The 12521-nt window shown below is 71.6% G+C and carries 12 protein-coding genes; 11 read left to right on the plus strand and 1 reads right to left on the minus strand.

What is annotated here, in order from left to right; translation table 11 throughout:
• Nucleotides 1-95 precede the first annotated feature (95 nt).
• The 9 genes from zapE (at nucleotide 96) to ACWBNA_RS24875 (ending at nucleotide 9758) form a co-directional block, all read left to right on the plus strand.
• A complete protein-coding gene (zapE, locus tag ACWBNA_RS24835) occupies nucleotides 96-1208 on the plus strand; it encodes a cell division protein ZapE (protein WP_482706715.1) in 1113 nt (370 codons plus the stop codon).
• 194 nt (nucleotides 1209-1402) lie between these two features.
• Nucleotides 1403-1795 carry a hypothetical protein gene (locus tag ACWBNA_RS24840; protein WP_482706716.1) on the plus strand — a complete coding sequence of 131 codons (393 nt, stop codon included), beginning with the start codon at nucleotides 1403-1405 and terminating at the stop codon, nucleotides 1793-1795.
• A gap of 79 nt (nucleotides 1796-1874) precedes the next feature.
• A complete protein-coding gene (locus ACWBNA_RS24845) occupies nucleotides 1875-2453 on the plus strand; it encodes a carbonic anhydrase (protein ID WP_482706717.1) in 579 nt (192 codons plus the stop codon).
• Between the two features lie 8 nt (nucleotides 2454-2461).
• On the plus strand, nucleotides 2462-3949 hold the full coding sequence (locus tag ACWBNA_RS24850; RefSeq protein ID WP_482706718.1) for a SulP family inorganic anion transporter: 1488 nt from the start codon (nucleotides 2462-2464) through the stop codon (nucleotides 3947-3949).
• A gap of 103 nt (nucleotides 3950-4052) precedes the next feature.
• Nucleotides 4053-4853 carry a slipin family protein gene (locus tag ACWBNA_RS24855; protein ID WP_482706719.1) on the plus strand — a complete coding sequence of 267 codons (801 nt, stop codon included), beginning with the start codon at nucleotides 4053-4055 and terminating at the stop codon, nucleotides 4851-4853.
• 94 nt (nucleotides 4854-4947) lie between these two features.
• The gene (locus ACWBNA_RS24860) at nucleotides 4948-6333 is read left to right on the plus strand and encodes a PhoX family protein (RefSeq protein ID WP_482706720.1); all 1386 of its coding nucleotides are present in this window, start codon (nucleotides 4948-4950) and stop codon (nucleotides 6331-6333) included.
• A 21-nt stretch (nucleotides 6334-6354) separates the two neighbouring features.
• The gene (locus tag ACWBNA_RS24865) at nucleotides 6355-7233 is read left to right on the plus strand and encodes a PPK2 family polyphosphate kinase (protein ID WP_482706721.1); all 879 of its coding nucleotides are present in this window, start codon (nucleotides 6355-6357) and stop codon (nucleotides 7231-7233) included.
• 28 nt (nucleotides 7234-7261) lie between these two features.
• Nucleotides 7262-8776, plus strand: a complete 1515-nt coding sequence (locus tag ACWBNA_RS24870; protein WP_482706722.1) for an FAD-dependent oxidoreductase — start codon at nucleotides 7262-7264, stop codon at nucleotides 8774-8776.
• Nucleotides 8777-8864: 88 nt separating this feature from the next.
• On the plus strand, nucleotides 8865-9758 hold the full coding sequence (locus ACWBNA_RS24875) for a polysaccharide deacetylase family protein (protein WP_482706723.1): 894 nt from the start codon (nucleotides 8865-8867) through the stop codon (nucleotides 9756-9758).
• Here ACWBNA_RS24875 and ACWBNA_RS24880 read toward each other — a convergent pair.
• On the minus strand, nucleotides 9700-9879 hold the full coding sequence (locus ACWBNA_RS24880; RefSeq protein WP_482706724.1) for a hypothetical protein: 180 nt from the start codon (nucleotides 9877-9879) through the stop codon (nucleotides 9700-9702). The genes ACWBNA_RS24875 and ACWBNA_RS24880 overlap by 59 nt on opposite strands.
• 43 nt (nucleotides 9880-9922) lie before the next feature.
• On the opposite strand from ACWBNA_RS24880, the gene ACWBNA_RS24885 reads away from it, so the two are divergent.
• Both ACWBNA_RS24885 and ACWBNA_RS24890 read left to right on the plus strand, forming a co-directional pair.
• Complete coding sequence (locus tag ACWBNA_RS24885; RefSeq protein ID WP_482706725.1) at nucleotides 9923-10651, plus strand: peptidyl-tRNA hydrolase; 729 nt, start codon at nucleotides 9923-9925, stop codon at nucleotides 10649-10651.
• Between the two features lie 404 nt (nucleotides 10652-11055).
• Nucleotides 11056-12363, plus strand: coding sequence for an MbnB/TglH/ChrH family RiPP precursor modification enzyme (locus ACWBNA_RS24890; RefSeq protein WP_482706726.1), 1308 nt, complete (start codon nucleotides 11056-11058; stop codon nucleotides 12361-12363).
• Nucleotides 12364-12521: the final 158 nt, after the last annotated feature.

Raw genomic sequence — 12521 nt, forward strand, 5'->3', positions numbered from 1 at the left:
GGCACCCCGCCCCGACTCCCCGACCCGGCACAGCCACCCCCACCCCATCCACCCGGCCCGCCCGGCCCCCCGGGCAGGCCCTAGCATGGGTGACCGTGCCTACCTCTCCCGCCGCGTCCGGATTCGGCCCGATAGCCGACGCCGCCCCGCTGTCCCTGTGCGACCGTGAGCCGCATGTCCCCGCGGACCGGCTGGTCGCCGAGATGGTGCCGCCGCCGCGGTTCGACTCGGTGCGGTTCGGGACGTACATCCCGGACCCGAACCAGCCCAGCCAGACCGAGGCCGTGCGGGTTCTCGAGGGTTTCGCCGCCGGGCTCGGCGGGGCGCACGCCTCCGGTGCCGGCAAGGTCAGGCGCGGCTTCCTGGGCTTCGGGAGGAGCAAGACCCCTCAGACTCCGTCCGGCCCTCGCGGCGTCTATCTCGACGGCGGCTACGGCGTCGGCAAGACCCACCTGCTCGCCTCCCTCTGGCACGCCACCCCGGCCGAGCCCGAGCTCAAGGCGTTCGGCACCTTCGTGGAGCTGACGAACCTGGTCGGCGCCCTCGGCTTCCAGAAGACGGTTCAGACCCTGTCCGGTCACCGCCTGCTGTGCATCGACGAGTTCGAGCTGGACGACCCCGGCGACACCGTCCTCGTCTCCACCCTGCTCGGCAAGCTCGTGGACGCGGGCGTCGCCCTCGCCGCCACCTCCAACACCCTGCCGGGCAAGCTCGGCGAGGGCCGGTTCGCGTCGGCCGACTTCTTTCGCGAGATCCAGGGGCTGTCAGCGCACTTCCGGTCGCTGCGCATCGACGGCGAGGACTACCGTCACCGCGGTCTGCCCGAGGCACCGGCGCCCTTCACCGACGAGCAGGTCACCCAGGCCGCGCACCGCACGCCGGGCGCCTCGCTCGACGGCTTCCCGCAACTCCTGGACCATCTCGCCCGCGTCCACCCCAGCCGCTACGGCGCCCTGACCGACGATCTGAAGGCGGTCTGCCTCACCGACGTCCGGCCGATTCCCGACCAGTCGACGGCCCTGAGGCTCGTCGTGCTCGCGGACCGGCTCTACGACCGCGAGGTCCCGGTCCTGGCCTCGGGGCTGCCGTTCGATCAGCTGTTCAGCGAGGAGATGCTCAACGGGGGCTACCGGAAGAAGTACTTCCGGGCGATCTCCCGCCTCACCGCACTGGCCCGGGACGCCAAGGCCCTGGTCGAGCCCGCCTAGAGCCTGCTCTAGCTCACCGACTCAGCAAGATCAAGAGTCGGTTCACGCCAAGCACCCGGCACGCTTCAGCCTCTCTTCAGGTCGAAACGTTAAGTTAACCCTGCAAACAACTTTGCAGGGTTAATGTGTTTCTTGACCAGTCATTGACCAATCGTTGGTACGGACTAGAGGTGTGAACTACCGGAGGGGGGCGCATGTTCCGAGGTACGACGGTACGGACCGTGATCACGGCCCTCGCGACCGTCCTGCTCGCCCTCCAGTTCTTCGCACCCACCGCATCCTTCGCATCCGCGCACACAATCCGTCACGCAGAGGCCAAAGCTCAGCCCGGAACCAAGCCCTCCGGCAAGGCGCTGCGCGACGAGTCCGCGACGCACCGGAGTTGTGACCCCGCCGGGGCCCCGACCGGTCCCCTGCGCAACCGTGACCGGCACCGCGCCGTCGACCTCGCCCCCGCAGGGCCCGAGCGCCCACTGCCGGCCCAGGACGCGGCGGCCGTACGCACATCCCTCGTACCCGGTGTCTTCCGGCTGTCGAGACCCCCGACAGCCCCTGCTCCGGCCGCACTTCAGGTCTTCCGCTGCTGACAGCAGAGCAGCTGTTCTCCCCCCACCTCTGTCATGTAAGCCCGACGCGCCTTTGGTGCGCCAGGAGGAGTCACCACACATGCAGCCCCTCATCGACAACGCCCGCACGTTCGGACAGCGCCCTGAGGAGTTCGCCAGGCTGGCCGAAGGCCAGTCTCCGCAGGTCCTGTTCATCACCTGCTCCGATTCCCGGGTCGTCCCGGCACTGATCACGGGCGCCCGCCCCGGAGAGCTCTTCGAGCTGCGCACCGCGGGCAACATCGTCCCGCCGTACGCCTCCGAGCACCCCACCAGCGAGGCTGCCACCATCGAGTACGCGGTGGAGGTACTCGGCGTCAACGACATCGTGGTCTGCGGGCACTCGCACTGCGGTGCCGTCGGCGCCCTCGTCCGCGGCGACGACCTGACCGCCGTACCGGCCGTGCGCGACTGGCTCACGCACGCCGCCCCGCGCCCGATGGGCGCGGCCGAGGATCCGACCGTGGCCGAGGGCGTGCAGAGTCACGTCCTGACGCAGGTACTGCGGCTGCGCTCGTACCCGTTCATCGACAAGAAGCTGACGGACGGCCAACTGTCGCTGCACGCCTGGTACTACGAAGTGCACACGGGGTGCGTCCTGACCCACGACGCGTCCTCCGACGCCTTCCAGGCGCTGTGAGGCCGGCCGTGGAACAGCGAAGCAGGTTCCCTCATCTGCGGCAGGACTTCGCCGCCTCCCTCGTCGTCTTCCTCGTCGCCCTCCCGCTGTGCGTCGGCGTGGCCGTCGCCTCCGGCGTCCCGGCCGAGCTGGGGCTCGTCACCGGCATCGTCGGCGGCATTGTCACCGGCCTGATGCGAGGCAGCAGCCTCCAGGTCTCCGGACCGGCCGCCGGTCTGACGGTGCTGGTCTTCGAGGCCGTCCAGGAGTACGGCCTTCCCGCGCTCGGGGTCATCGTCCTCGTGAGCGGTCTGCTCCAGATCCTCATGGGCGCCCTGAAGCTGGGGCGCTACTTCCGGGCCATCTCGGTCTCCGTGGTCGAGGGCATGCTGGCCGGCATCGGGCTCGTCCTGATCGCCGGGCAGCTGTACTCCGTCGCGAACGCCAAGGCCCCGGCCTCCGGCCTCGGCAAGATAGCCGGACTGCCCGGCGCCCTCGCCGACGCCGTCCAGAACACCGCGGCGCTGGCCTCGCTCGGCCTCGGCGCGGGCACCATCGCCGTACTCGTGCTGTGGAAGCGGATGCCGAAGCAGCTGCGCACGATCCCCGGACCGCTCGCCGCCGTCGGCCTGGCGACCCTCGCCGCCCTGGTGTTCTCCCTGCCGGTCGCCACCGTCGAGGTGCAGGGGCTGCTGGGCTCCATCCAGCCGCCGCCGATGAGCGCCTTCGGCGACCTCGCGAGCGTCGGTCTGCTCGCCACGATCGTCGCGTTCACCCTGATCGCGTCCGCCGAGTCGCTGTTCAGCGCGGCGGCCGTGGACCGGCTGCACGACGGTCCACGCACCGAGTACGACAAGGAACTGCTGGCGCAGGGCACCGGCAACGCGATCTGCGGGGTGCTCGGCGCGCTGCCGATGACCGCGGTGATCGTGCGCAGCGCGGCGAACGTGCAGGCGGGCGCGAAGACCAAGGCGTCCCGGGTCATGCACGGCGTCTGGCTGCTGCTGTTCGCGGCACTGCTGCCCTCGGTGCTCGCCTACATACCCATCCCGGCCCTGGCGGGCATCCTGGTGCACGCCGGTGCCAAGCTCATCCCCGTCCGCCAGATCGTGTCGCTGTGGCGCGAGCACCGCGGCGAGGCGCTGATCCTGGTCGTCACCGCCGTGTCGATCGTCGCGGTCAGCATGTTCGAGGGTGTGCTCATCGGTCTCGCGCTGGCGGTCGTCAAGACCGCCTGGGAGGCCTCGCACATCAAGCTGGAAGTCATCGACAAGGGCGCCGGGCCCGTCCAGGCGTACCTGTCGGGCAACGCGACCTTCCTCAGGCTGCCGAAGATTCTCGACAGTCTGGAGGCGCTGCCCCAGGACCGTCCGGTCGAGCTGGACCTGTCCGGGCTGCACCACCTCGACCACGCCTGCCGTACGGCGCTGGAGAACTGGGCCGAGCGGCACAGCGCGGTCGGCACGGAACCGGTGCGGATGACGACGCCGGAACCGGTGAAGGCCACCGCGCCGTAAGCACACCCGGTGCCTGGTCCGGGGCCGCCCATGGCCCGGGACCAGGCACCGGGCATATCGTTGCAGGAGCAGACAGGAAGGACCTCTCGACGAGGAGGTCGGGATGCTCCAGGAACTGTTGACGGCGGCCGTCGCGGCCGGTGCGGCGGGGGCCGTCTACGTCGCCTCGGCGGCGCGGATCGTCAAGCAGTACGAGCGCGGGGTGGTCTTCCGGCTCGGGCGGCTCGCCGGAGGCGTGCGGCCGCCGGGCTTCACCCTGGTGATCCCGCTCGTGGACCGGCTGCACAAGGTGAACATGCAGATCGTCACGATGCCGGTGCCGGCCCAGGAGGGCATCACCCGGGACAACGTGACCGTGCGCGTGGACGCCGTCGTCTACTTCAAGGTGGTCGACGCGGCGTACGCGCTCGTGAGGGTCGAGGACTACAAGTTCGCGGTCTCACAGATGGCGCAGACCTCGCTGCGGTCCATCATCGGCAAGAGCGACCTGGACGATCTGCTGTCCAACCGCGAAAAGCTCAACCAGGGCCTGGAGTTGATGATCGACAGCCCGGCCGTGGAGTGGGGCGTCACCATCGACCGGGTCGAGATCAAGGACGTCTCGCTGCCCGAGACCATGAAGCGGTCCATGGCCCGCCAGGCCGAGGCCGACCGTGAGCGGCGGGCCCGGATCATCAACGCGGACGCGGAACTCCAGGCGTCGAAGAAGCTGGCCGAGGCCGCCGGGGTGATGTCGGAGCAGCCCGCCGCGCTGCAACTGCGGCTGCTGCAGACGGTGGTGGCGGTCGCCGCCGAGAAGAACTCGACGCTGGTGCTGCCGTTCCCGGTGGAGCTGCTGCGCTTCCTGGAGCGGGCCCAGCAGGCGCCTCCCGAGCAGTCGGTCCAGAGGCCCCTGGAGACGTGACACGTTCTACGCGCGTGGTTCCCGCGGCCGTCGGTTGGTGATAGACACGGCGGGGTCACAGGTTCCTGTCCGCCAGCAGGAAGGTCGTCCCCCCATGTCCGAGACCGCTGCCACCTCCACGACACGCCGTCAGATGCTCGCCCGCACGGGCGTCCTGGGTGTCTCGATCGCCTTCGCCGGAAACCTCTCCGAACTCTTCACGGGCACCGCCGCCGCGCAGTCCCTGGGCCACACCGGCTACGGCCCGCTCGTCCCCGACCCGAAGGGCCTGCTCGACCTGCCGGAAGGTTTCCGCTACCGGGTCCTGTCCCGCGAGGGCGACCCGCTGCGCTCCGGAGAGGGCAAGGTCCCCTCCAACCACGACGGAATGTCGGCCTTCGCGGGCAGACACCAGCAGGTCCACCTGGTCCGCAACCACGAGAACCGCAACACCGCCGCGCTCGCCGTCCCGACGGTCCGGGGCCTGACGTACGACCCGACCGGCAAGGGCGGCTGTACGGCCCTGACCCTGGACTCCCGCAACAGGGTGCTGTCGGAGCGGGTCGCGATCGCCGGTACGGCCGTCAACTGCGCGGGCGGGCCGACCCCTTGGGGCACCTGGCTGACCTGCGAGGAGACCGAGGACAAGGCCGGCACCAACGGCTACACCAAGGACCACGGCTTCATCTTCGAGGTCCATCCGGCCGATCCACTCCGCTCCGGCGCCGTACCCCTGACCGCGATGGGCCGCTTCCAGCACGAGGCGATCGCCGTCGACCCGAAGCGGGGCATCGTCTACGAGACCGAGGACGCCTTCCTCAAGCCCTTCGGTCTCTTCTACCGCTTCCTGCCCGAGAAGCCGCTCGGCGGCCTCGGTTCGCTGCGCGCGGGCGGCCGGCTCCAGGCGATGCGCGTGCCCGGCGTACCCGACCTGTCCTCCATCCAGGAGACGGGAGCCTGCTTCGACGGCGTCGAGTGGGTGGACGTACCGGACCCGCTCGCCACCCAAACCCCCATCCGGCTCCAGGACTTCGGCCCGAAGGGCATCACGCACGCGCAGAAGCTGGAGGGCTGCTACTGGGGCGGTCGGTCGGTGTACTTCGTGTCGTCGTTCGCGCGCAGCGCGGACGGTTCGGCGGCCGACCACTTCGGGCAGATCTGGCGCTACGACCCGTCCGAGCGCCGCCTGACCCTCGTGATCGTCTTCGGTCCCGACACGGACGTCCAGCTCCCCGGCGAGTCCCCGGACAACATCTGTCTCGCGCCCAGCGGCGGCCTGATGGTCTGCGAGGACGGCAACGGCGCCCAGCACGTCTACGGCGTCACGCGGCGCGGCGAGGTCTACCCGATGGCCCGCGGCCGCCAGAACATCGGCACGCCCGAGGAACCGGAGTGGGGCGAGTTCGCCGGAGTGACCTTCTCCCCGGACGGCGAGACGATGTACGTCAACTGCTACACACCCGGGACCACGTTCGCGGTGACGGGCCCGTGGCGTAGGTAGCCGGAGCGGAAGGGGTGCCCCGTGGCCGAGAAGGACTCCCGGCACAAGTCCCGTAAGGGAAAGCAGGCCGATCTCCGTGAGCTGCTGCGCGTACCGGGCGGCGAGCGGATCGATCTGTCCTCCTACGACACCGGCTCCGTCCCTCTCGGCCCCGGGGACAGGGCCGCGAGCCACGCGGCCACCACCCGTATCGGTGAGGACCTCGCCGACCTGCAGGAACGCCTGTGGGCGGCGAGCACCGCGGGCGACCGGCGACGGGTGCTGCTGGTCCTGCAGGGCATGGACACCAGCGGCAAGGGCGGCACGATCAAGCACGTCATCGGCTTCTGCAACCCCTCCGGCTGCCGCGTCCGGGCGTTCCAGGCGCCCACCGAGGAGCGGGCCCACCCCTTCCTGTGGCGGATCAGGAAGGCCCTCCCGCGCCCCGGCGAGCTGGGCATCTTCGACCGCTCCCACTACGAGGACGTCCTGATCGCCCGCGTCCGCGAACTCGTCCCGCGTGACGAGATCAACCGCCGCTACGACGAGATCAACCAGTTCGAGAAGTCCCTCGCCGACGACGGCGTGACGGTGATCAAGTGCTTCCTGCACATCTCCTACGACGAGCAGCGGCGGCGTCTGCTCAAACGCCTGGACCGGCCGGACAAGCGCTGGAAGTTCGACCCGTCGGACATCGACGACCGCGCGCTGTGGCCCGCGTACCAGGAGGCGTACGGGATCGCCCTGGAGCTCTGCTCGACGCCGTACGCCCCCTGGTACGTGGTCCCGTCGGGCCACAAGTGGTACCGGAACTGGGCGGTGAGCCGGCTGCTCCTGGAGCATCTGCGGGAGCTGGACCCGCGCTATCCGAAGGCCGACTTCGACGTGGCGCGCTCCCGCGGGCGGCTGCTCGCGCAGTGAACCGTGGCGGACGGGGTACCCGGCCCGCATGACCGAGAACCCGCATGTCAGCGGCTCGTACTGGCTGGAGACCGCGCCGGGCCCGGACCGCGCCGCACTCGCGGCGGACCTGGACGTGGACGTGGCCGTGATCGGCGCCGGAATCGCCGGGCTGAGCACGGCGTGGGAGCTGGCACGGGCCGGGCGGCACGTGGCGCTGCTGGAGGCCGACCGGGTGGCGGCCGGCGTCACCGGGCACACCACCGCCAAGATCACCGCCCTGCACACCCTGATCTACGACAAGCTGCGCCGCACCCGCGGCCCCGAGGGGGCACGACTGTACGCCCGCTCGCAGGCCGAGGCGATCGAGCGGGCCGCGGAGATCGCGGACGAGCTGGGCGTCGACTGCGACTGGGAGCGCCGGAGCGCGTACACCTACGCCTGCGAGGCGGGCCGCGTCGACGAACTGCGCGCCGAGGCCGAGGCCGCGCGGGAGGCGGGCTTGCCGGCGTCGTTCGTGACGGAGACCGGGCTGCCGTTCCCCGTGACGGGCGCGGTGAAGGTCACCGGACAGGCGCAGTTCCATCCCCGCAAGTACCTGCTGGCGCTCGCCGACGACCTGGTCGCCCGGGGCGGACAGGTGTACGAGCACACGACGGTCGTGGGCCTGGAGGAGGGCGAGCCGTGCCGGCTGACCACCGACGCGGGGGTACGGGTGAGGGCCCGGGACGTCGTGGTCGCCACGCACTATCCGGTCTTCGACCGTGCCCTGCTGTTCACTCGGCTCTCCCCGCGCCGCGAGCTGGTCGTCGCCGGGACCATGGGCGCCGACCGGGACCCGGACGGCATGTACATCACGCCAGACGAGGGCACGCGGTCCGTGCGTACGGCGCCGCACGGCGAGGACCGGCTGCTCATCGTCACCGGGGAGCACTTCAAGCCCGGCACGGGTGACACCCGCGCCCGCTTCCAGCACCTGGCCGACTGGGCCGCCGACCACTTCCCCGACGTCACCCTCACGCATGCCTGGGCCACCCAGGACAACGACCCCACGGACACGGTCCCGCTCGTCGGCCCGATGCACCCCGGCGCGCACCACACCTACGTCGCCACCGGCTTCGGCGGCTGGGGCATGAGCGGCGGGATCATGGCGGGCCGCCTCCTCACGGCACTGATCACCGGCCAGGAGTGCGCGTGGGGCGAGCTGTACGATCCGCGCCGGCTGCGCTCGACCGTCCGTGAGGCCCCGTCGTTCATCAAGCACCAGGCCCAGGTCGCCCGCCACTTCGTCGGCGACCGGCTGCGGCCCCCGCCGCCGGTCGAGGCGCTGCCGCCCGGCGAGGGCGCGGTCGTCCGCACCGAGGGCGGCCGGCTCGCGGTGTACCGGGACGAGGGCGGCCATCTGCACGCCGTCTCCCCGCGCTGCACCCACATGGGATGCCTCGTCGCGTTCAACGCCGCCGAGCGCGCCTGGGAGTGCCCCTGCCACGGCTCCCGCTTCGACACCGACGGCAAGGTGGTCCAGGGACCGGCGACGCGGCCGTTGGAGCAGCGGGACATCTGAGTGAGCGGGCCGTGAGCCAGACGCTGTGCGGGTGACACTCCGGCGATGGTGGCCGCCCGGATGAGAGTGATCACCATACTTTCGTACGGTGATCACTCTTGTACGACGCGTCACCGCCGCCTGTGCCCTCGGGGCCGCCCTCTCCGCCTGCGGCGCTCCCCAGGTGACCCAGGCTCCCCGCCCCGCCCCCTCCGCACCCTCGGCCGCCCCCTCCCGACCCCCGACGCTGGCCCCCGGCCCGGCCGGTCTGACCCCCGTGTTCGAGAACGGGCCCCGCCGTGCCTCGGACAAGACCGTCGCACTCACCTTCGACGCCGACATAACGGCCGACCAGGGGCCCCGGGCGGCGGCGGGCGAGCGGTTCGACAATCCGCGGCTGATCTCGACGCTGCGCGCGCTGGACGTGCCGGCCACGGTGTTCATGACGGGCCGGTGGGCCGAGGAGTACCCGGCCCAGGCCCGCTCCCTCGGCCGGGACCCGCTCTTCGAGATCGCCAACCACTCCTACAGCCACTACGCCTTCACCGACGACTGCTACGGCCTGCCGACCGTCTCCGAGGACCGGATGCGCGCGGACGTTGAGCGCGCGTACACCGCGTTCCGCAGGGCCGGGGTGCCGGACCCGATGCCGTACTTCCGCTTTCCCGGCGGGTGCTACGACCGGCGGGCCCTGAAGGCGCTGACGCCGGCCGGGATCACCGCCGTGCAGTGGGACGTGGTCAGCGGGGACGCCTTCGCCACGGACGCGGACGCTGTGGCCCGGCAGGTGCTCGAGGGGGTGCGACCGGGCTCGGTCGTCGTCATGCACTGCACGCGCAGCGCGGCCCCGGCGACCGAGCGGGCCGTGCGCGCGGTCGTGCCCGAGCTGCGCGAGCGGGGGTACCGGTTCGTGAAGGTGTCCGAGCTGATCGGGGCCGCGGCGCTCAGCCCGAGCAGGCCGTCCGCTGCGCCTCCTGCCACTCGCACACCGGGCACAAGGTGATCCCCTTGTACGACTCCGGGTGCTCCGTGGGCTTCTGGCACAGCACGCACTCCGCGTACGGCGGCCCGTCCGCCTTCGGCGGCGGCGTCGCCTCGCGGATCGTGCAGTAGTCCTCGCTCATACGTCCAGCGTAGGTCCCCCGTGCGGGTTGGCAGACTGTACGGGTGAGCAATGAGTCGACGCCCGAAAACGAGAACCCCTTCCGCTCCGAGCCCGGCACCCGCGACAGCGCGCCGCAGTACGTGCTGCCGCTCGTCGTCCGTATCGAGCGCGGCGCCCCTCCGGCCCGTACCGACGCTCTGGAGACCGCCGCCCGCGCCGTGCTCGTGATGCTCAGCGACGAGCGGTCCCTCGGGGACGGGGAGTGGGCGCAGGCGATCCACGCATGGCAGGACGCCCGGATCCGCAAGGTCGTGCGGCGGGCCCGCGGCGCCGAGTGGCGGCGGGCCGAGGCACTGCCCGGCATCACCGTCACCGGCAGGTCCGCGCAGGTGCGGGTCTTTCCGCCCGTGCCGTTGGACGGCTGGCCCAAGGACCTCGCCCGGCTCCAGGTCTCCGGCACCGATCTCGACGACCCGGAACCGCCGGTGGCGGCGGGCGCGGGGGCGCCCGTGCTGTGGATGAACCCGGACCTGGACATGTCCGCGGGCAAGGCGATGGCCCAGGCCGGGCACGGTGCCCAACTCGCCTGGTGGGAACTGTCGGATGAGGAGCGGGCCGGGTGGCGCGACGCGGGTTTCCCGCTGGCCGTGCGCACCGCGGACCCCGGCCGCTGGGCCGAACTGATCACGAGCGGGCTGCCGTTGGTGCGGGACGCGGGGTTCACCGAGATCGCGCCCGGGCTGACGGTCGCGGTCGAGGGACACGACCGCGTCGGCGCCTTGCGGTACTGACCTCGCCGACGTCACGCGCGGCGTCGCGCGGTAAGGCGTCCCAGTCAGCGATGAATCGGTCGACTCCGACTCCGACTTCGACTTCGGCGAGTGAGTCCAACGCGTCGAGCTGCGAGGCCGCCGCGACGATGTGCTCGGATTCCGTCCGCAGGATGCGGATGCGGATGCGGAGAGAGGCGATCACTCGCACGAGATCGTCCACGGCCAGTTCGGCCTCGTCGTTCTCGACCATGTCGACGACCGATCGCGGAGACCGCCCTCGCAGCATGGCCGAGACCGGCCCCGAACCTCAAATGTTGCTCTGAAGGAAGGTGCGAAGGGGTTCGGGTCCGTGTGGCGGGGCCATACCCCCCTCACGCCCGAGGGGCGTCACCGCGGAGCCGGAGGAAGCCGAGGAGGGGACCATGAAGCGACTGGGAACGGGCATCGGTTGGCGGCCCGAGATCGCGGACGCCGTGGAGCGCATGCCCGGCATCGACTGGGTCGAGGTCGTGGCCGAGAACGTGTGCCCCGGCCACCTCCCCGGCTCACTGCTGCGGCTGCGCGAGCGCGGGGTCACGGTGATCCCGCACGGCGTCTCGCTCGGCCTCGGCGGCGCGGACCGTCCCGACGAGGGCCGGCTGACGGCCCTCGCCGAGCGCGCCCAGGCGCTGGGTTCGCCTCTGATCACCGAGCACATCGCGTTCGTCCGGGCGGGCGGGCCGCTGACGGCGTCCCCGCGCCTGGAGGCGGGCCACCTGCTGCCCGTGCCGCGCACCCGCGACGCCCTCGACGTCCTGTGCGAGAACGTCCGTATCGCCCAGGACGCGCTGCCGGTGCCGCTCGCCGTCGAGAACATCGCCGCGCTCATCTCGTGGCCCGGCGAGGAGATGACCGAGGGACAGTTCCTGTACGAGCTGGCCGACCGCACCGGCGTACGCCTGCTGATCGACGTGGCGAACCTGCACACCAATCACGTCAACCGCGGCGAGGACCCGGCCGAGGCGCTCGCCGAACTGCCGTTGGAGGCCATCGCGTACGTCCATGTCGCCGGCGGCTTCGAACGCGACGGCGTCTGGCACGACAGCCACGCCCACCCCGTCCCGCGCCCGGTCCTGGACATCCTGACCGACCTCGCGTCCCGTGTGTCCCCGCCGGGCGTTCTGCTGGAGCGGGACGAGAACTTCCCCGAACCGGCCGAGCTGGAGGGGGAGTTGGTGGCTGTACGGGAGGCCCTGGAGAAGGGCGGCGCGAAGGCCGCGCCCGCCCTGACGCCCTCCGCCCACACCCGTTCCGCGCATGCTCCGGCCGCCGACGACCTCACCCGCCAGCGCCTCGCCCTCGCCCAGACGGCACTGCTGTCCGCGCTGGTCGCGGGAACTCCCGTACCGGAAGGCTTCGACCGGGTTCGGCTGGACGTACAGGCCCGGGCCCTCGCCGGAAAGCGGGCGGACGTCGTGGCCAAGGTCGCCCCCGAACTCCCGCGGATCCTCGGCACCGCCTACCGTCCCGCCTTCCTCGCCTACGCCCCCGGCCACCCGATGACCGGCGGCTACCGCCGTGACGCCCTGGACTTCGCCGAACACCTGCTGCTCGCCGGACACCCGCAGGACCCGGCGGCACGGCGGACCCTGCGGGAGTGGTGGCTCGAACGGTCGGGTCCGGCACCACGAGCGCACCGCCCGACGGTACGGCTGGCCCGAGCCACCCGCCGGGTCCTGCTCCGCCGCTGAACGCACGCCCAGCCCACCGTCAACCCGCGGGCAATCGTGCCGCCAGGGCGACACAGGTGGGCGCGGGCAGCACCCCCCTCTCGCCGAGCCGCGCACCCACGCCCCAGCGGACCCGTCTCCCTCCGCCGACCAAAAGCCCCACCCAGCCAACCGTCCAC

The sequence above is a fragment of the Streptomyces sp. Q2 genome (genome assembly GCF_056820935.1).